The following is a 19,382-nucleotide window of genomic DNA, read 5'->3' on the forward strand; positions in this document are numbered from 1 at the left end:
GCGTAGGTCGCGGCGAGGTCGGCGCCGGCCTCGCCGCCGACCCCGAACGGGCAGCGGTACCCGTACGGGTACGGCAGCCGGGCGACCTCGCCGCCGCTCGGCAGCGGTTCCTTGACGGCGACGCTGCCGGTGAGCGCGAGGGCGCCGGCGGTCATGCCGTGGTAGGCGCCGGTGAAGGCGAGCGCCCCGGAGCGGCCGGTGGCGGTCTGCATCAGCTTGAGCGCGGCCTCGACGGCGTCGGTCCCGGCCGGGCCGCAGAAGTGCACCCGGGCGCGGGCGGCGAACTCCGTGGGCAGGCTCTCGAACAGGGCGCTGGTGAAGTCGTCCTTCTCGGCGGTGGCGAGGTCGAGCAGGTGCAGTGGGGCGCCGCTGTCGAGGGTGCGGCGGATAGCCTCCAGCACGACCGGGTGGTTGTGGCCGAGGGCGAGCGTGCCGGCGCCGGAGAGGCAGTCCAGGTAGCGCCGCCCGTCGGCGCCCTCGACGGTCATGCCGTGGGCGCGGACCGGGACGATCGGGAAGGAGCGGGCGTAGGTTCTGGCGGCGGACTCGCGGACGCGCTGTCGGCGCAGGATGGCTTCACCGGCGTCCAGGGCTCCGGAGGCGGCCTGGACGGGTACGGCGGCGAGCGACACGAGGAACCCCCAAGGGAAGTTAGGTAAGCCTAACTTTACTGCCCTTGACCTGGCGAGATGCCGCCGGGGCCCCTGAAACCACCCGAGCGAGTGAACCTCCCCCGGCTCTCCCAACGAGCGTCGCGCGAAGAGGTCACGCCCCTGGTGGCGCCCGAAGCGACCACGCCCCCGGCGCCACGCGAAGAGGCACCAGCGCCGGGCACACCCCGGGAAGGCCGCCCGGTGGGCACCGCGCGGAGGCTTCAGCCCCTGTTCCTCCACCGGTAGCAGAGCTCAGGCCGCCCGACGCTCCCGTACCGCGGCTCCCGCACCGCGCACCCGGTGTCCACCAGGTGCTCCAGGTAGCGACGCGCGGTGATCCGTGAAACCCCGGCGGCGGCGCCCGCGGCCGCCGCCGACAGGCCGGCGGCCGCCTCGCGCAGAACGGACGCGACGCTGTCCAGGGTGGGCGCGCTCAGCCCCTTGGGCAGCGTGGTGCGCTCCGGCGCGCGGAGCAGGGCGAACGCCTGGTCGACCTCCTCCTGCCCGGTCGCCTCCCCGGTGCGCCCGAGGCTGTCCCGGTAGCGGGCGTAGCGCTCCAGGCGGTCGTGCAGGGCGGCCGCGCTGAACGGTTTCAGCAGGTACTGCACCACACCCGCGGAGACCGCCTGCCGGACCATCCCCAAGTCCCGGGCCGACGTCACCGCGATGACGTCGGTGCTGTGGCCGGCCGCGCGCAGTGTGCGGCAGAGCTGGAGGCCGTGGCCGTCCGGCAGGTAGAGGTCGAGCAGGGTGAGGTCGACGGGCGCCCCGGCGGCGCGGGCCCGGTCGAGGAAGCGCAGCGCGTCGGCGCAGCTGTGGACCGTCCCCGCGGCATGGAAGCCGGGCTCCCGACGGACGTACAGGGTGTGCGCGGCGGCGGCCACCGGGTCGTCCTCGACCACCAGGACGGAGATCCCCGCGGCGGCACGGATGTCGTCGGCGAGGCTCACAGCAGGGCCCCTTCCCGGTCCCGGCCGGACGGCCCTCCCGACCGGTCGCCCGGCTCCCGCACCCCGCCGTCGGGCTTCCCGGCACCGCCGTCGGGCTTCCCGGGCCCGCCGTACGGCTCCTCCGGCCCGCCCTCCGGCAGCCCGGGCCGTCCCGCCAGCGGCAGCCGCACGGTGAGCACCGCGCCGCGGTCCCGTCCGACCTCGACGGTGCCGCCGTTGCGCCGGGCGGTCTGAGCGACCAGCGCCAGCCCGAGCCCGTGCCCACGGCCGTCCTGCTTGGTGCTCCAGCCGCGCCGGAACACGTCCTCGACCGCGCTCGGGTCGATCCCCGCCCCGGTGTCGGCCACCCTCAGCAGCAGGCAGTCCCCGGCCACCCCCGCGCCGTCGGCGGCACGGCCCCGGGCGTCGGCGGCACGGTCCCGGGCGTCGCCGTCGCGGTCCCGGGCGTCGGCGATCCGGGCCGTGACGGTGACCTCCGGCGGGACGGGGCTCCCCGCCGCACCGGCGATGGCCGCGTCCACGGCGTTGTCGATCAGATTGCCGAGCAGCGTGATCAGGTCCCGCGCACCGAGCCCGGGCGGCAGCACCCCGTCGTCGATCCTGCTGTCCTCGGTGAGGGTCAACTCCACGCCCCGCTCGGCGGCCTGGGCCGCCTTGCCGAGCAGCAGCGCGGCGAGCACCGGCTCGGTCACCGCCGCGACCACCCGGTCGGTGAGCCGCTGGGCGAGTTCGAGCTCGGCCGTGGCGAACTCCACCGCCTGCTCGTGGCGGCCGAGTTCGATCAGCGAGACCACCGTGTGCAAGCGGTTGGCGGCCTCGTGCGCCTGCGCACCGAGCGCGTCGGTGAATCCGCGCACCGAGTCCAACTCGCCACTGAGCGCCTGGAGTTCGGTGTGGTCCCGGAGGGTGACCACCCGGCCGAGCCCCACCCCGGCACCGATCGTCGAGGTGTTCAGCACCACGACCCGCTCGGCCGTCAGGTGCACCTCGTCCCGAACCGGCCCCGTCCCCAGCACCGCCGCGACCAGCGCTTCCGGCAGGCCCAGATCCGCCATCGGCTTCCCGTCCAAGTCGCCTGAAAGGCAGAGCAGTTCACGGGCGGCGTCGTTGCACAGCACCACCCGGTCCGAGCGGTCCAGCAGCACCAGCCCCTCGCGCACCGAGTGCAAGGTGGCCTGGTGGTACTCGTAGAGGTGGCTCAGCTCGTCCGGCCCCATCCCGTGGGTGTGCCGCCGCAGACGCGAGTTGGCGAGGTAGGTGCCGACGGCGCCGACCGCGAGCGCGGCCACCGCCACCCCGACCAGTGCCAGCAGCGGACCGCTCAGCCGCGCGGAGATCGACTCCACTGTGAGGCCCACGCTGACCAGCGCGACCACCTGGTGCCGGTCGTCCCACACCGGCGTGACCACCCGCACCGACGGGCCGAGCGTGCCGGTGTACGTCTCGGTACGGGTCTGCCCGGCGAGCGCCCGGTCGATGTGGCCGAGGTAGGTCCGGCCGATCTGCTCGGGCAGCGGGTGGGTCCAGCGCACGCCGTCGGTGTCCATGACGGTGATGAAGGAGACCCCGGTGTCCGCGCGCACCCGCTCGGCATAGGGCTGGAGCACCGGGGTCGGATCCGCTCCGGCGACCGCGGCCCGGACGGACGGCGAGTCCGCGACGGCATGCGCCACCGCGGCCACCTGGCGACGGGCGGCGTCCTCGGCGCGGTCGGCGGTGAAGAGGTACGCGAGCACCGCGCCGCCGGCGACCACGGCGGCGACGATCACCACCTGGACCACGAACAGCTGTCCGGCCAGGCTGCGCACCAGCCGCCGCGGCAGGCATCGGACCAGGCGCCGGCGCAGCCGCCGCGGGGTTCGGACGGTCGGCCGGTACGAGCGGCGGCGCGGGGCGGTGGGGACGGTGCGCTCGGGCATGCCTGCCAGTGTGCACCACGGCCCCGGAGCCGCCTATGGCCCGCCCCAGCCGGGAACGGCCGATACCGTTCGTAGACCCTCCGATCCACCGCTCCCGCACCGCCCGTGAACTCTATGAACGCAAACGTGACCTCCGTCACCCGGAGGCCCATAGTCGGAGCGGCCCTCCCCCCGGGGCCGCCAGGACTGCACGGCGAGGGAGCCGCAGATGTCGATTGCTGGAGCCGCCACGGCGGCGGGACCCAGACGCAAGGACCGCACCCACTACCTCTACCTCGCGGTGATCGCCGCCGTGGTCGCGGGTGTGGTGGTCGGTCTGGCCGCCCCCGGGTTCGCCGTGGAGCTGAAGCCGGTCGGCACCGGCTTCGTCAACCTGATCAAGATGATGATCAGCCCGGTGATCTTCTGCACCATCGTCCTGGGCATCGGCTCCGTGACCAAGGCCGCGAAGGTCGGCAAGGTCGGCGGTCTCGCCCTCGGCTACTTCCTCACCATGTCGACCGTCGCACTGGCCATCGGCATGATCGTCGGCAACCTGCTGGAACCCGGCGGCGGCCTGCACCTGACCGCCGCGCTCGCCAAGTCCGGCCACGCCCAGGCGGCCGCCGGCGGCGCCCAGTCGACCACCGACTTCCTGCTCGGAATGATCCCCGAGACCATGTTCTCCGCCCTCACCCAGGGCAAGGTGCTCCAGACCCTGCTGGTCGCCCTGCTCACCGGCTTCGCCCTCCAGGCGATGGGCCCGGCCGGCGCGCCGGTGCTGCGCGGCATCGAGCACGTGCAGCGGCTGGTGTTCCGGGTCATGTCGATGATCATGTGGGTCGCGCCGATCGGCGCCTTCGGGGCGATGGCCGCCGTGGTCGGCGCCACCGGCACCGCCGCGCTGAAGAGCCTGGCCGTCATCATGGTCGGCTTCTACGTGACCTGCGCGCTGTTCGTCATCGTGGTGCTGGGCACGCTGCTGCGCCTGGTCGCCGGGGTCAACGTGTTCGCGCTGCTGAAGTACCTCGGCCGCGAGTTCCTGCTGATCCTCTCCACCTCCTCCTCCGAGAGCGCGCTGCCTCGGCTGATCGCCAAGATGGAGCACCTGGGCGTCAGCCGCCCGGTCGTCGGCATCACCGTGCCGACCGGCTACAGCTTCAACCTCGACGGCACCGCCATCTACCTGACCATGTCCTCGATCTTCATCTCCGAGGCGATGGACAAGCCCATGTCGCTCGGCGAGCAGCTCTCGCTGCTGGTCTTCATGGTGATCGCGAGCAAGGGCGCGGCCGGCGTCACCGGCGCCGGTCTCGCCACCCTCGCGGGCGGGCTCCAGTCGCACAAGCCGGCGCTGGTGGACGGGGTGGGCCTGATCGTCGGCATCGACCGCTTCATGTCCGAGGCCCGGGCGCTCACCAACTTCGCGGGCAACGCCGTCGCGACCGTGCTGGTCGGGCACTGGACCGGCGAGCTCGACGCCGAGCGCGCCCGCCGGGTGCTGGCGGGCGAGGTGCCGTTCGACGAGCTGACGCTGGTCGACGCCCACGGTGCGCCCGCCGACGCCGCCGACTCCCTGGACGCTGTGGACGGCGCCTCGGGTCGCGCCCTCGGGACCGTCGCCGCCCAGGGCGGCGCCACCACCTCGGTCTGATCCCGGCGGCGCACTCCGCGCGACCCCTCGGTCCACGTCCCCATCCCGCGTTCGGGAAGGGGACAGACCGGGGGGTCTCGTGTTTCCGGGGCAGGGGATGTCGCGGGGCGCGGCTTCCGGGGATCGTGCGCCGCCGGGGATCGCGCGCTGCCGGGCTTCCATCCGATCCGGGTCAGCGCTACAGCTCCTGCGAGCCGCTCACCGCCCAGGCCACCCCGCGGACCGGGTCCTCCAGCGCGAGGTGCAGGTGGTGCAGCCCGGCCGACGGCTCCTGCCAGGTGAAGCAGCGCATCCTGGCGACCAGCGCGTTCACCTCGCTCCGGTCCGCCCCGTCCACCCGGTCCACCCGGTCCACCGCGTCCACCCCGTCCACCGCGTCCGGCCCGCCCACCCCGGCCACCGAGCCCGGGCCGGCCGCCCCGGCCATGGCCACCATCGCGGACAGCGCCCGCCACAGCCCCAACCGACCGTGCGCACAGCCCTGAGCCCGCCCCACGGCGGCGGCCCGCACCAGCGCCGGATAGGCGAGCGCGAACGGCAGGTACCCGCCGACCACCCGTCGGTCGCGGGCCAGCAGGGCCGCCGCCGCCGGGGCCTGGCCGCGGACGCAGACCGTTCCCGCCCACGGTGCGAGCGCGCCGAGCCCGGCCAGCGCCCGGGCGGCCCGCGGACCGTCCGGCCGTCCTTCCGCACGCTCCACCGGGGGCGGCAGTTCGACCTCGCCCAGGCCCTCCCGGCTGGCCGGCAGGGTCAGCAGCGCACTGCGCGCGCCCCCGGCCGGCAGGTACTCACGCACCCGGACCGCTTCCTCCCAGCCCGCCGCCTCCCACGGCTCCAGGCGCAGCGGCACGCCCTCCGGGTCGGGTTCGGCCCCGTGGCGGAGGTCCTCCCCGAGCAGCACCCGGGTGTGCGCGACCAGACGCCGCACCGGGGCCGGACCGAGCAGCGGGGAGAGCCGCAGCCACGAGTGCCGGGTGGCCAGCACCTCCCAGAGCGGGCCGGCGTCATGGTCGGCCACCCCGGCGGCCGACCCCGCGCCGCCGTCCCGGTCGAACAGCCGGACGGCCAGCTCGGGCGGCGCCGCGTAGGCGATCAGGTGACCGAGCGGCGCGGTCAGGGCCGCCGCGGCCTCCTCCCCCGCCTCCACCGCGGCGGCCGCCCGGCCCTGCCGGTAGGCGGCAAGCAGCTCGGTCCAGCGGCCGTCCTCGGCCAGGGCCCGCAGCCGGCCGTCCTCGTACGTGATCACGGTTCGCAGGGTACGGGCCGGGGCGGCACATCAGCTGACTTGCCATCAGCTCGGTGCGTCGGGTCGGTGATCGCGCCGGTCCCGGCTCCGCACGCGCTCCCCTTCGCGCTCCCGTTCGAGGACGGTGCGCAGCCGGCCGTGGGCGCGCCGGCGGGTGACGGCCAGGGTGCTGCGGTGCAGTCCGAGCAGTTCGGCGGCCTCGTCGACGCTGTAGCCGTCGAGGTCCACCAGCACCACCGCGCGGGCCTGCTTGTCGGTCAGGTGGCCGAGCAGTCGGAGCACCTCCCAGTGCGCCTGCAGCTCGACCATCCCGCCGGCCCGGGGGTCGGACAGCCCCCGGTCCCGTTCGGCCGCCTCGCCCGACTCCGGCACCTCCGGCATCGGCACCCGGCGCCGCTCCCGGCGCCACTGGTCGCGCAGGATGTTCACCATCGTGGTGAACACGTAGGCGTACGGTTGCGGATGCCCGAGGAAGCGCTCCGGGCGGCGGGCGATCCGGAGGTAGGCGTCGTGCACGACGTCCCCGGCGCCGAGCGGACTGCCGGCCAGGGAGGCCGCGGCCTGGTGGAGTCTGGGCAGGAGATCCGTGAACACCCGGTTGAATTCGGCCGATTGACTGCCGCTCCCGCCCGAAGCGAAGTCCTCTTCCGGTCCGCCGCCCTCATTCCGACCACCACCACAATCCACCATGCCGGCCTCCCCGGGAATCGGCACCCGAACGTCCGGCCCGGCCCGGCCCGACCATCAGGGCCCGACCCGACTGAACTACTTGTGACACAGGTCACATCATAGTTCGTCGTCTCACTCTGCGCAGTCATTCGTGTGCAACATGTCACCGGCCTTACGGGGTGCGGGAGTTCACCTCCGGACGGGCACCCGCTTCGGCGGCCGGGACGGCCCGACGAGAACCCCTCGGCAAGGAGAACCACCATGCGAGGTCGCATCGCCAGGAAGATCGCCACCTGCGGATTGGCGGCCACGGCCGCCCTCGGCGCATTCGGGACCACCGCCCAGCCGGCCGCCGCGGCGACGACCCCCCACCAGAGCATCACACCCGGGGCCGCCGCGGCCTCGAACACCGTCGCGTCCGAGGCCTACCACTGCGTCATCACCGCCAACTACGGCTGGCGCTGGGAGGGATACTGCAACGTCCACTCCGGCCGACTGCGCACCATCACCTACTGCGCGGACGGCTCGCACACCACCGGCCTGTGGATCGGCGCGCGGCCGAACGCCTGGGCGGTCTGGGGCAACTGTCCCGGGTCCACCTGGACGAGGGTCGTGTTCCAGTGGCACAGCTGAGCCCTCGGCCGGGCTCCGGCAGGCACGGCGGCCCGGTGACGGGGGACGGCCGGTGACTGACAGATGACAGCTGACAGATTTCGAAATCTGTCAGCTGTCATCTGTCAGTTGTCGGCCGTCAGCGGTCACCCGCACGCCGCCCTCGTCCCTCCCGCCGCCGCCTCAGCCGCTTCAGCCCACCGGCGAGGCCTCCGCGAGCAGCCGGGCGGCGCGCACCCGGCCCGCGTGCTCGACCAAGTTGATCAACACCTCCTTGCCCGAGGCGCGAAGGCGCGCATCGCACAGCAGCACAGGCGTACCGGTGTCCAGGTCCAGCGCGCGGGCGATCTCCTCCGGACCGAACTCCCGCGTCCCGGCGAAACGATTCACCGCGACCACGAACGGGATGCCGCGATGCTCGAAGAAGTCGACGGCCGGGAAGCAGTCGGTCAGCCGGCGGGTGTCGGCGAGCACCACCGCACCGAGCGCCCCCTGCGCCAACTCGTCCCAGAGAAACCAGAACCGGTCCTGCCCCGGGGTGCCGAACAGGTACACCGCCAGGCCCTCGCGGATGGTGATCCGGCCGAAGTCCATCGCCACCGTGGTGGTCGTCTTGCGCTCGACACCGTCCAGGTCGTCCACCTCGCGCCCGGCCGCGGACAGCCTCTCCTCGGTCCGCAGCGGGCGAATCTCACTGACCGCGCCCACCAGCGTCGTCTTCCCGACCCCGAAGCCGCCCGCCACCAGGATCTTGAGCGCGAGCACGGTGGCATCCGGATCCTCGGCGTCGAACGGATCCGGGCCGCCGTACGGATCGGCCCCGCCGAACGATTCGGCCCCGCCGTACGGATCGGACGGATCGGACGGGTGGTCAGAGTGCGCGGAGTCCACGGATGACCTCCTGGAGGATGCGCTCGTCGGGGAGCAGGGCGGGCGGGACGGGGCGGCGGACCCGGATCAGTCCGGCCGCCAGCAGGTCACCGAGCAGCACCCGCACGACGCCCACCGGCAGGTCGAGGTCGGCGGCCAGCTCGGCCACGGACAGCGGGGCGCTCCGGCAGAGCGCGAGGATGCGAGCCTGTTCCGGGCCGACCGGCGGCTCGGGCACGTCCGGGGCGAACGCCGGGTCGGGCTGTTCGGTGACCACCACGGCGATCAGGTCGAACTGCTGCTCCCCGCCCCCGGTGCGCCCCCGGGTCATCGCGTACGGACGGACCAACGGTCCGGCCTCGTCGTCGTACCAGTGGGCCCGGTGCGCGGCGGCGAGCGGGTTGCGGGGGTACTCTCCGGGTTCGTCCCTCGGGCGCTCCGGATGTCGTTCCCGGTACGGACGGGGCGCGGGACTCACCGGCCGCCCACCGCCCGCGGAGGTGTGCTCAGGTGCTCCCCGACCCGGCGGACCAGTCTGGCCATCTCGTAGGCGATCAGCCCGAGATCGGCCCTGGCGGTGGCGAACACGGCGAGACAGGTACCCTCCCCCGCCGCCGCGACGAGCAGGTAGCCGCCCTCCAACTCGACCATGGTCTGGCGGACTTCGCCCGCACCGAAGTGCCGGCCGGCCCCCTTGGCCAGGCTGTGGAAACCGGAAGCGACGGCCGCCAGGTGCTCTCCGTCCTCGCGCGGCAGGCCGGCCGAGGTGCCCATGGCCAGGCCGTCGGCGGAGAGCATCACGGCGAAGCGGAGCTCGGGGGCGCGCTGGACCAGCTCGTCGAGGAGCCAGTTCAGCTCCCCCGCGCGGTGGGTGGTGGCGATCACGGACGCTCTCCTTCGGGTCGGGACGACGGTTGGTGCCGGCGCGCCTGTGGCGCCTGCGGAGGGCCGATGGGCTGCCCGTCCCGTCGGCCCTCCGGGTTCAGGCCTCGCGCCCAGCCGTTCTGGAATGCTGACATCGCCGCGCGCGCCGCCTCCGGACTGCGGTCGGCGGCACCGGATCCGTCGCCGGGACCGTCGCCGAAACCGGCGGAGGCGGCGGCGGAGGCGGCGGCTGTACGTCGGTTGTGCGCGGCCTGCCGGACCGGGGCCTCGCGCAGCTGCGGCACCAGGCTCGCCTGACGGGTCCGGCGCGGCAGCTCTTCCGGGCCCTGGTCGATACGGTGGTCCTGCGGTCGGCCACGGCCCTCTCGGTGGTCGCCCACGCGGTGGCCGGCCGGGTGGTGACCGTCCGCTCGGCCGCCGGCCGGCCCCGGGCCGGGTGCGGGTGCGGGTGCGGACTCCGGGACGGGGTCCGTGCGGTACGCCTCCGCACCGTACGGCCACGGCGGCCCGGACCGCGCAGGGATGACCGCACCCGCGCCCCCGTCCACACCCTCGCCCCCGTCCGCGGCCGGACCGGCAGTCCGGGCGGTGGAGGCCCGGAAAGGGGTGCGGCGCGGCTGCCCAGGGGCTCCGCCCCGGACACCGAACGGCAGCAACGCCCCGCCCTCCGGCGGCGGCCCACCCGCCGCCGGAAACCCGGGGTCCGCCCCGCCCTGCGAAGACTCCCCGTGCCGCGCTCCTCCGGCCGGACCTTCGGCCGGCCGCTCCGGGCGGCCGCTCCCCGAGGTGAACTCACCTTCCGGCCCGCCCCGTTGCTCCGGCTCCACGAACCCCGCCTGCGCGAACTCCGACCGTGCGAACCCCGCCTGCGCGGCCCCGACCACCGGCCTCGCGGGATCCGCTGCCGCTCCGGACGACACGGGCTCGAAGCCGTGCCGCACGTCCCCCCGATCGTGCCGCACGTCCCCGGGCTCGTGCCGCGCGTCCTCCGGCCCAGCCTCCGTCGTACCGTCGGCCAGCAGCGCGGTGGGCAGCAGGACCACCGCGGTGGTGCCGCCGTACGCGGAGGTCACCAGCGAGACCCGGACGGCCTGCCGCCGGGCGAGTCGGCTGACCACGAACAGGCCGAGCCGGTCGCTGTCGAAGAGGCCGCTCTGCTCGGCGGCGGCGATCCGCCGGTTGGCCGAGTCCAGCATCTCCGGACCCATGCCCAGACCGCGGTCCTCGATCTCCAACGCGAAGCCGTTGCCGACCTGTTCGCCCCGGATGTGCACCCGGGTGTGTGGCGGGGAGAAGCCGGTGGCGTTCTCCACCAGTTCGGCCACCAGGTGGGTGAGGTCCGCGACGGCGTGCCCGGCCACGGCGGTGCGGGGCAGCGGGTGCACCTCGACCCGGGCGTACTCCTCGACCTCCGACACGGCCGCGCGCACGACGTCCACCAGCGGGACCGGTCGGCGCCAACCCCGGCCCGGGGCGGCCCCGGAGAGGATGATCAGCCCCTCGGCGTGGCGGCGCATCCGGGTCGTGAGGTGGTCCAGCCGGAACAGGTCCGCCAGCTCGGATGGGTCTTCGGTGCGACGCTCCATCGCGTCCAGCAGGGTGAGTTGGCGGTGCACCAGGACCTGGCTGCGACGCGCGAGGTTGACGAAGACCCCGGAGACCCCGGAGAGCACCTCGGCCCGTTCCACCGCCGCCGTGACCGCCGCCCGCTGGACCGTGCCCAACGCCCGGTGAACCTGGCCGATCTCGTCTCCCCGCTCCACCGGCCGGGATACCTCGGCCTCGACGTCAACCTCCTCTCCCGCACGCAACTTCCGCATGGCCTCCGGAAGTTTGCGCCCGGCCAGCTCAAGTGCCGAATTGCGCAGGCCGATCAGCTCGGTGACCAGCCCGCGCCCGATCTGCACCGAGATCACCAGCGAGGCCAGCACGCCGACCAGACCGAGCAGCACGGCCATCCCGGCCGGCGTGAACAGGCCCAGCGCGTACGGGTCCTGGCGCTCGGCGGCGAGCCGTCCGGCCTGGTCCTCGACGGACCGCAGTCCGCCGGCGACGTTTCCGGCGACCATCGCCCAGCGGCCCGCCGGCACTCCGGCGACGGCTGCCCGACCGTCCACCGCCGCCCGGACCTTGTCCTCGTACCCGGCCAGCTCACGGTGGTCCTGGCCTCCGGTGACGGCGAGCAGGGCCTCCCGGTCGGCGGGACGCAGGGCCGCGACGGCGTCCCGCTCGAACTCACGCCGGGCGAAGACCACACCGGAGAACTCCCGCAGTTGGTCGTCACCGAGCCCGCCGGACACCTGGGCGGCGCGCAGCAGCGCGTCCTCCCGGGCGAGGAGCTCCCGGGACCGGGCCAGTTCCACCAAGGCCCCCGCGTCGGTGGCCACTTGGCGGTCCAGGGACGGGGTCACCGCACCCGCCGCGGCGAGGGCCCGGTCCACCGCCTCGCCGTACGCGGCGTACACCTCGGGCCAGCCGACACTTCCGGCCAGGACCCGGTCACGCAGCACGGGCAGCGCGGCGAGCGAGCCGCCGAGGGCGTCCAGTCGGGCGGCCGCGTCACCGCCCAGGCCCTGGGCGTCGGCCCGGTTGTAGCCACGGTCGGGGTGGCGGGCGTCGGGGAACAGCGGGGTGAGTGCCCGGTCGGTGGCCGCGGCGGCCTCGCGCAGGGCGCTCTCGCGGGCGGCGGTGGGGGTGGCCGTGGGGGTGGCCGTAGGAGCGGCAGCCGAGGCGGTCAGCAGTTGGCCTGCGGCGGTGCGTTCGGCTTGCAGCCCGGCGACCGTCTCGGCGACCGGGGTGAGCACCGTTCGCTGGGCGTCCCGCTGCCGCAGCAGGTTCCAGACGCCCTGGGCGGTGGTGACGGTGGCGAACCCCCACAGGGCGATGACGGAGACGACCGGGACCATCAGCAGTGCGATGATCCGGGCGCGGACGGTCCGGGGGCGCAGTCCGCGCAGCCACGGGCCGGGGCGCGGCGACCGGGCGGGCGGCCCCGCATGGGCACCCCGACGGGCACCGGGGGCGGTACCGCGGTCTTCTCGCATGGGTGAGGAGCCTTTCGGGCAGGGGCTGGCAGGCGGGCGCGGGCAGGGCGCCCGGGAAGGCGGGTACAGGACGAAGCGGGTACGGCACGCGGCGGGGCCGGGATGAGGCGGGGACGGCCCGGACGGGCAAGGACGGGCAAGGACGGGCAAGGACGGGCAGGGACGGGCAGGGACGGGCGAGCGTCTCAGGCGGCGCGGTCGTGGCGTCCGGCCCGGACCGGTGCGGGCTCGGGCCGCTCGGCGACGGGGTGCGCGGCCGCGCCGGAGGGCGCCTCGGTGGAAAGCCGCCCCGCCTCCCGGTAGCCGGCCCGCTCCCGGTCGGTCGGCGAGAGCGCCACGAAGGCCGAGGCGAGGAAGAGGAAGGAGCCGAGGCCGACGGCCAGCGGGAAGACGAACTCCATCGGACTGGCCCCGCCGAGAGCGCTCCGGGTGGGGTCCAGCCGGACACGGACGGCGACCATGCCGGTGTAGTGCATGCAGCTGACGGCGAGCCCCATGGCCAGCGCGGCGGCCGCGGCCGCGTACACGTTGCGGATGGTGACGGCGGCCCAGAGCGCGGCGGTGGCGGCACCGACCGCGACCAGGACGGACAGCGCGACCGTCCCGGCGTCGTAGTGCAGGGCGCCGTGCATCCGTACGGCGGCCATGCCCAGGTAGTGCATCGCCGCGACACCGAGGCCGGTGGTGACGCCACCGGAGAGCAGGGAGAGGCCGCGGTGCCGCCCGTAGCAGACGACGGTCAGGCCGAGACCGGTGACCAGCACCGCGACCACGAGGCTGAGAACGGTCAGCGGCACGTTGTAGCGCAGTTCGGTGCCGTCGACGGTGAAGCCGAACATGGCGACGAAGTGCATGGTCCAGATGCCGGAGCCGATCGCGGCGGCGGCGGTGATCAGCCAGTTCCGCCGGACCGGGCCGCTCGCGGTCAGGCCGCGCAGGGCGCAGCGCAGCCCGAGGGCGGCGCCGGCACAGGCCATCAGGTACGAGAGGGCGGGAGTCAGCCAGCCGAGGCTGAGATGGTTGAGGGTGCCCATGGGACCTCCGGTCGACCGGTCGGGCCCGGGGGCGGTACGCGGTGCGCCCGGGCTCCCCGGCCGGGCGCACCGCGCACGAATGGCATATGCCAACCGCATGTGCGCTTCCGGCCTGGGGTGCGTGGGACGCTATCGAGGGGCCGGAATCGGTCAGGCGAAGATCTGAAAAGCCGCCCGCGAGCCGCGGGCAGTGTGCTCGAATGACCCGGTCCTGTACCCGGCCGACGACGGGCGACGGACCGCGAACACCAGGCAACGAACAACGAACAGATGACAGAATCTGAAATCTGTCAGCTGAAATCCGTCAGCTGTCATCTGACATCCGTCCGCGGAACCCCGCCGGCCACCCGCGACCGGCCCATGCGCACCCACCCCCGGTCAGACCCGTCCGGGCCGTCCCGAGGCAGTGCGGCACCCCGCACCCGCCTCCGCCTCCACCCCCGCCTCTGCGAAGCCACAAGGGGTTCATCGCTCGCATCTGCGACACTATGATCGCCTTAATGGCCGCACCTGCGACCGTTCCCTCGCGCCCGTCCCGGCGCGCACCCTGGAGGGGAAGCACCGATGAGCACCCGAACCATCACCACCCGCAGGCTCGCCGTCGCCACGGTCGCGGTCCTCGCCCTCAGCCTCGGGGCCACCGCCTGCGGCAGCGACGGCGGTACGTCCTCCGGTTCCGCGGCCTCCTCCAGCGCTTCCCCGAACGCGTCCGCCGCTGCCGGCACCGGCACCGGCAGCGTCCCGAAAGCCTCCGGCACCCTCACCGTCTTCGCCGCCGCCTCGCTCAAGGAGACCTTCACCGACCTCGGCAGGAAGTTCGAGGCCGCCAACCCCGGCACCAAGGTCACCTTCAACTTCGGCGGCAGCTCCAGCCTCGCCACGAGCATCAACTCCGGTGCCCCGGCGGACGTGTTCGCCGCCGCCAGCCCGGCCACCATGAAGACCGTGACGGACGCGGGCGGCGTCAGCGGGCAGCCGACGACCTTCGTCAGGAACACGCTCAGCATCGCCGTCCCCAAGGGCAATCCCAAGCACATCGCGGGCCTCAAGGACCTGACCGCCTCCGGCGTGAAGGTCGCCCTGTGCGCGAAGGAGGTGCCGTGCGGCGCCGCCGCCCAGACGGCACTCAAGGCCGCCGGCCTCGACCTGACGCCGGTCACCCTGGAGCAGGACGTCAAGGGCGCGCTGACCAAGGTCGAACTGGGCGAGGTCGACGCCTCCCTGGTGTACAAGACCGATGTGCGGGCCGATGCTGCGAAGATCGACGGCGTGGACTTCCCCGAGGCCGACAAGGCCGTGAACGACTACCCGATCGCCGCCCTCGCCAAGGCCCCGAACAAGGACGGCGCCGCCGCCTTCCTCGCCTACGTCCAGTCGCCCGAGGCCAAGCAGGTGCTGACCACCGCGGGCTTCCAGGCCCCGTGAGCGACCGCACCACCGGCGCCGGGACGAACCACCCGGGCCCGGACCACCCGGGCCCGGACCGAACCGCCGACGGCGCGGCAGGACCCGCGACGGCCCCGCCGCGCCGTCGCCCGCGCGCGCACCGCGTCCCGGTCACCCTGCTGCTCCCGGCGCTGCTCGGACTGGCGTTCCTGATCCTGCCGCTGGCCGGTCTGCTGGTCCGGGCGCCCTGGAGCGGCCTGTCCGAGCAGCTCACCGGCACCGCAGTCTGGGACGCGCTGCGCCTGTCGCTGATCAGCGCCACCGCCGCCACCGCGGTGTCGCTGGTCCTCGGCGTCCCGCTGGCCTGGCTGCTCGCCCGCACCGAGTTGCCGGGCCGACGGCTGATCCGGGCGCTGGTCACCCTGCCGCTGGTGCTGCCGCCGGTGGTCGGTGGTGTGGCCCTGCTGCTGGTCCTCGGGCGGCGTGGCATCGTCGGCTCCTGGCTGGACTCGGCGTTCGGCATCACGCTGCCGTTCACCACCACCGGGGTCGTGATCGCCGAGGCGTTCGTCGCGATGCCGTTCCTGGTGATCAGCGTCGAGGGCGCGCTGCGGGCCGCCGATCCCCGCTACGAGGAGGCCGCCGCGACCCTGGGGGCCTCCCGGCTGACCGCATTCCGGCGGGTCACCCTGCCACTGATCGCCCCGGGGGTCGCCGCCGGGGCCGTCCTGGCCTGGGCCCGGGCGCTCGGCGAGTTCGGCGCGACGATCACCTTCGCGGGCAACTTCCCCGGCCGCACCCAGACGATGCCGCTGGCCGTCTACCTGGCCATGGAGTCGGACCCGCAGGCGGCGATCGCGCTGTCGCTGGTGCTGCTGGCGGTCTCCGTCGCCGTCCTGGTCGGACTGCGCGACCGCTGGCTGTCGACGCCGTGACCCCACCCGCGCCCGGCGCGCCCTCGGGCCTCCCCTCGTACGCCGGGACGCCGCCCCGGCGGCCCCGCGAACCCCGCCTACCGTGATGAGCGTGACGAGCGTGATGACCACCGAGGGCCTTTCCGGCCCCGCCCTGGACGCCCGGCTGCGGGTCGAACGCGCCGCGTTCGCCCTCGACCTCGCCCTCACCGCCGCCCCCGGCGAGGTGGTCGCGCTGCTCGGCCCCAACGGCGCCGGCAAGTCCACCGCCCTGCGCGCCCTCGCAGGCCTGCTCCCGCTCACCGGCGGCCATCTGCGCCTGGACGGACGGCTCCTGGAGGACCCGGCGCGGCGCGTGCACACTCCCGCCGAGCAGCGACCGGTCGGCGTGGTGTTCCAGGACTACCTGCTGTTCCCGCACCTCAGCGCGCTCGACAACGTCGCCTTCGGCCCGCGCTGCCAGGGCCGCCCCAAGCGCGAGGCGCGGGCCGAGGCGGCCGGCTGGCTGGAGCGGATGGGCCTCGCCGACCACGCCTCGGCCCGCCCCGGCCGGCTCTCCGGCGGCCAGGCCCAGCGGGTCGCGCTCGCCCGCGCCCTCGCCGTACGCCCCCGGCTGCTCCTGCTGGACGAGCCGCTGGCCGCCCTGGACGCCCGCACCCGGCTCGATGTCCGGGCGCAACTACGGCGCCATCTCGCCGAGTTCGAGGCGGTGGCGGTGCTGGTCACGCACGACCCACTGGACGCCATGGTGCTGGCCGACCGACTGGTCGTGATCGAGGACGGGCGGGAGGTGCAGTCCGGCAGCCCGGCCGAGGTGGCGCGGCGCCCGCGCACCGACTACATCGCCCGGCTGGTCGGGCTGAACCTGTACCAGGGCCGGGCCGAGGGCGGCCGGGTCACGCTCCCGGACGGCACCGTCCTGGCCACCGCCGAGGACCTGGACGGTCCGGCCTTCGTCGCCTTCCCGCCCTCCGCCGTGACGCTGTACCGGGAGCGTCCGCAAACCAGCGCGCGCAACCTGTGGAAGGCCGAGGTCACCGGGCTGGACCTGCACGGCGACCAGGTCCGCGCCGAACTCGTCGGCGACCTGCCAATGGCCGCCGACCTGACCCCGGCCGCCGTGGCGGAGCTGGAGTTGGCACCCGGCGCCGCCGTCTGGGCGTCGGTCAAGGCCGCCCAGACCCACGCCTACCCCGCCTGACGGACCGCCCCACCTGACGGACCGCCCCGCTGACGGACCACCCCGTCAGCGGCGCCGCCCACCCGCGGCACAAGGTGGTGCCACCCGCCGGTTCCGCCACGCCGAGGCCACCCCGGCACGATCACTACGGCGCGGAAACTTCGGCGCGGTCACTTCGGCACGGTCATGTCGGCACGGTCACCGCGACGCCCTCATTCCGACGGCTCGACGAACCCCGACTCGTACGCCGCGATCACCGCCTGGGTGCGGTCCCGCGCGCCCAGCTTCGCCAGCACGCTGCTGACATGCGTCTTCACCGTCTGCACGCCGAGGAACAGTTGCTCGGCGATCTCCCCGTTGCTCAGGCCCCGCGCGACCAGCCGCAGCACCTGCGCCTCGCGCTCGGTCAGCGCCGCCCGTTCCATGGCCGCGCGGGCGGTCGGGTTGCCCTGCCCGGCCGCCAGTCGACGGATCGCCGCCGGGAACAGCAGTGACTCACCCGCCGCCGCCAGCCGGACCGCGTGCGCGATCTCGGCCGGGCGGGCACGCTTGAGCAGGAAGCCGTCGGCACCCGCGCGCAGCGCCTGGTAGACGTAGTCGTCGTTCTCGAAGGTGGTGACGACCAGGACGCGCGGCGGCCGCTCCCCCGGCGCGCCGGGGCGCAGCAGTTCGCGGGTGGCCGCCAGGCCGTCCAGCACCGGCATCCGGACGTCCATCAGCACCACGTGCGGGCGCAGCGCCCGGGCGAGGGCGACGGCCTCCGCGCCGTCGGCCGCCTCACCGACCACCCGCAGGTCCCCCTGCGCCTCCAGGACGGCCCGCAGGCCGGCCCGGACCAGTTCCTCGTCGTCGGCGAGCAGGATGTCCGTCACTCCGGCGGCTGCCCCGCCCCGGCCCGCCGCATCCAGATCGTTCGTCACGAGCCCAAGCGTAGGGGCAGCCGGACGCTCAGCACCCACTCCCCTCCGCCGCCCTGGAACGCCCCCAGCGCCCCCAGTGCCGCCGGCACCCCCGGCGCCCCCGACGCCCCCACCGTCGTCCCGACCGCCCCTGCCTCCGCCTCGCCGCCGAGCAGCGTCGCGCGCTCGCGGATGCCGCGCAGCCCCTTGCCGCCCTTGCGGGTTCCGCCCCTGGGAGCCCCGGTCACGGACGGACGCCCCGCACCGGCCGCCGAACGCCCGCCGCCGGACAGCCGGTTGGCGCAGCGCAGCTCCAACCGCCCGTCCCGTACGGCGATCCGGATGTCGATCGGCTCGCCGGGCGCGTACTTGAGCGCGTTGGTGACGCCTTCCTGGACGATCCGGTACGACTCCCGGGAGAGCACGCCGGGCAGTGCGCCGGGTGGTACCTCGATCCGCGCCTCCACCGGACTTCCGGCCGCCCTGGCGGTGTCGAGGAGCGCGGGCAGCTGGTCGATGCCGGGCTGCTCGGTGGCCGCGCCGCCCGATCCCGGCGGCGTCTCGCGCAGCAGGACGAGGGTGCGTTCGAGGTCCTCCATGGCCAAGCGGCCGGTCTCCTCGATGACTTCGAGCGCCTTGGCGACGAAGGCCGGGTCCCCGACCTCGCGCGCGGCGCCGGCCTGAAGGACCGTCACGGTCAGCGCGTGTCCGATCGAGTCGTGCAGTTCCCTGGCCAGCCGGTTGCGTTCCAGCAGCCGTTCGGCCCGCAGCTCCGCCTCGGCCAGCCGCTCCACCGGCGATGGCCCCAGCAGTCGTACGGCCATGGCCAGTTGGAGGCGGCCGACGAGGACCAGGAACCAGCCGAAGCCGAGCACCGGCAGCGGGGAGAGCGGGAGGTACCAGAGCGCGTCCGGACCGGTCAGCCGTTCGTAGCAGGCCGCGGATCCGAAGGACAGCACGAACCCGGCCGCCGAACCGAGCACGACCCGGCCGATCAACCAGCCCGCCGTGCGGCGCCGGTCGGCCCAGGTCCGGGAGGGCTCGGTGGCGATGTCCTCCTCACGGTCGGGCACCAGCAGCAGCCGTGCCTGCACCCCTTCGGCCCGCCGTGCCGCCGGGATGAGGGCCACCGCGGCGAGCAGCACGCAGTCGACCGGGACGGCCGCCATCAGGATCTCGCCGAGGCCCTTGCGGTACGTTCCCGGGTAGATCATCAGCACGACGCCCGCGAAGATCCACCCGACCAGCAGGTGCAGCAGCCGCGCGTACGTGACCCCGGCCACCAGCGGCGCGACGAACCTCGACACCGCTCTCCCCACCGTCGGACTCCCCGGCATCCGGCTCCCCGGCATCAGGCCCCCCGGCCCCGCGCCCCCGGGAGCGGCGGTTCCGAGCACCGCGCTCCTGAGCGCTGCGATCTTGGACATGGACGCCATCCTGCCAGCCCCGCCCGGCCGCCGGCTCCCGCGCCGGTCGCGCGCGGTCTCC

Annotated in this window: 17 protein-coding genes; 5 read left to right on the forward strand and 12 right to left on the reverse strand. The window is 74.7% G+C overall.

All coding sequences use genetic code 11. The annotated features are described in order from the left end of the window. From ACFRMQ_RS15125 to ACFRMQ_RS15135, 3 genes are all read right to left on the reverse strand, one after another. Window positions 1-632: aminotransferase class III-fold pyridoxal phosphate-dependent enzyme (locus ACFRMQ_RS15125; RefSeq protein WP_380730897.1), on the reverse strand; the 632-nt coding region annotated here is incomplete at its 3' end. A 242-nt stretch (window positions 633-874) separates the two neighbouring features. Further along, window positions 875-1,603: a response regulator gene (locus tag ACFRMQ_RS15130; RefSeq protein ID WP_380730898.1), complete on the reverse strand. Its 729-nt coding sequence runs from the start codon at window positions 1,601-1,603 to the stop codon at window positions 875-877. After that, window positions 1,600-3,522, reverse strand: a complete 1,923-nt coding sequence (locus ACFRMQ_RS15135; RefSeq protein WP_380730899.1) for an ATP-binding protein — start codon at window positions 3,520-3,522, stop codon at window positions 1,600-1,602. Before ACFRMQ_RS15135 ends, ACFRMQ_RS15130 begins: the two co-directional genes overlap by 4 nt. A 208-nt stretch (window positions 3,523-3,730) precedes the next feature. Between ACFRMQ_RS15135 and ACFRMQ_RS15140 the strand changes: the two genes are divergently transcribed. Continuing rightward, entirely contained in the window at window positions 3,731-5,155 is a 1,425-nt protein-coding gene (locus ACFRMQ_RS15140) for a cation:dicarboxylate symporter family transporter (protein WP_380730900.1), read from the forward strand. Between the two features lie 178 nt (window positions 5,156-5,333). Here ACFRMQ_RS15140 and ACFRMQ_RS15145 read toward each other — a convergent pair whose 3' ends face one another. Continuing rightward, a complete protein-coding gene (locus ACFRMQ_RS15145; RefSeq protein WP_380730901.1) occupies window positions 5,334-6,401 on the reverse strand; it encodes a hypothetical protein in 1,068 nt (355 codons plus the stop codon). A 45-nt stretch (window positions 6,402-6,446) separates the two neighbouring features. After that, a complete protein-coding gene (locus ACFRMQ_RS15150) occupies window positions 6,447-6,995 on the reverse strand; it encodes an RNA polymerase sigma factor (RefSeq protein WP_380730902.1) in 549 nt (182 codons plus the stop codon). Window positions 6,996-7,331: 336 nt separating this feature from the next. Between ACFRMQ_RS15150 and ACFRMQ_RS15155 the strand changes: the two genes are divergently transcribed. Then, entirely contained in the window at window positions 7,332-7,703 is a 372-nt protein-coding gene (locus ACFRMQ_RS15155; protein WP_380730903.1) for a hypothetical protein, read from the forward strand. A gap of 171 nt (window positions 7,704-7,874) precedes the next feature. On the opposite strand, the gene ACFRMQ_RS15160 is transcribed toward ACFRMQ_RS15155, so the two are convergent. From ACFRMQ_RS15160 to ACFRMQ_RS15180, 5 genes are all read right to left on the reverse strand, one after another. Next, a complete protein-coding gene (locus tag ACFRMQ_RS15160) occupies window positions 7,875-8,447 on the reverse strand; it encodes an ATP/GTP-binding protein (protein WP_380730918.1) in 573 nt (190 codons plus the stop codon). Between the two features lie 106 nt (window positions 8,448-8,553). Further along, complete coding sequence (locus tag ACFRMQ_RS15165) at window positions 8,554-8,883, reverse strand: DUF742 domain-containing protein (protein WP_380730919.1); 330 nt, start codon at window positions 8,881-8,883, stop codon at window positions 8,554-8,556. A 143-nt stretch (window positions 8,884-9,026) separates the two neighbouring features. Next, window positions 9,027-9,437 carry a roadblock/LC7 domain-containing protein gene (locus ACFRMQ_RS15170; RefSeq protein WP_380730904.1) on the reverse strand — a complete coding sequence of 137 codons (411 nt, stop codon included), beginning with the start codon at window positions 9,435-9,437 and terminating at the stop codon, window positions 9,027-9,029. Then, complete coding sequence (locus ACFRMQ_RS15175; RefSeq protein ID WP_380730905.1) at window positions 9,434-12,481, reverse strand: nitrate- and nitrite sensing domain-containing protein; 3,048 nt, start codon at window positions 12,479-12,481, stop codon at window positions 9,434-9,436. Before ACFRMQ_RS15175 ends, ACFRMQ_RS15170 begins: the two co-directional genes overlap by 4 nt. 185 nt (window positions 12,482-12,666) lie before the next feature. After that, complete coding sequence (locus ACFRMQ_RS15180; RefSeq protein WP_380730906.1) at window positions 12,667-13,515, reverse strand: MHYT domain-containing protein; 849 nt, start codon at window positions 13,513-13,515, stop codon at window positions 12,667-12,669. 564 nt (window positions 13,516-14,079) lie between these two features. Here ACFRMQ_RS15180 and modA point away from each other — a divergent pair. The 3 genes from modA (at window position 14,080) to ACFRMQ_RS15195 (ending at window position 17,016) form a co-directional block, all read left to right on the forward strand. After that, window positions 14,080-14,940 (forward strand): molybdate ABC transporter substrate-binding protein, encoded by an 861-nt coding sequence (gene modA / locus ACFRMQ_RS15185; protein ID WP_380730907.1) that lies wholly within the window; start codon window positions 14,080-14,082, stop codon window positions 14,938-14,940. Continuing rightward, a complete protein-coding gene (locus ACFRMQ_RS15190; RefSeq protein ID WP_380730908.1) occupies window positions 14,937-15,836 on the forward strand; it encodes an ABC transporter permease in 900 nt (299 codons plus the stop codon). The genes modA and ACFRMQ_RS15190 overlap by 4 nt, the downstream gene beginning before the upstream one ends. A gap of 85 nt (window positions 15,837-15,921) precedes the next feature. Continuing rightward, window positions 15,922-17,016 carry an ABC transporter ATP-binding protein gene (locus tag ACFRMQ_RS15195; protein WP_380730909.1) on the forward strand — a complete coding sequence of 365 codons (1,095 nt, stop codon included), beginning with the start codon at window positions 15,922-15,924 and terminating at the stop codon, window positions 17,014-17,016. 191 nt (window positions 17,017-17,207) lie between these two features. On the opposite strand, the gene ACFRMQ_RS15200 is transcribed toward ACFRMQ_RS15195, so the two are convergent. Then, window positions 17,208-17,915 carry a response regulator gene (locus ACFRMQ_RS15200; RefSeq protein WP_380730910.1) on the reverse strand — a complete coding sequence of 236 codons (708 nt, stop codon included), beginning with the start codon at window positions 17,913-17,915 and terminating at the stop codon, window positions 17,208-17,210. After that, the gene (locus tag ACFRMQ_RS15205) at window positions 17,912-19,201 is read right to left on the reverse strand and encodes a sensor histidine kinase (RefSeq protein WP_380730911.1); all 1,290 of its coding nucleotides are present in this window, start codon (window positions 19,199-19,201) and stop codon (window positions 17,912-17,914) included. Before ACFRMQ_RS15205 ends, ACFRMQ_RS15200 begins: the two co-directional genes overlap by 4 nt. Window positions 19,202-19,382 lie beyond the last annotated feature (181 nt).

Source organism: Kitasatospora sp. NPDC056783 (genome assembly GCF_042789895.1).
Taxonomy (GTDB): Bacteria; Actinomycetota; Actinomycetes; order Streptomycetales; family Streptomycetaceae; genus Kitasatospora.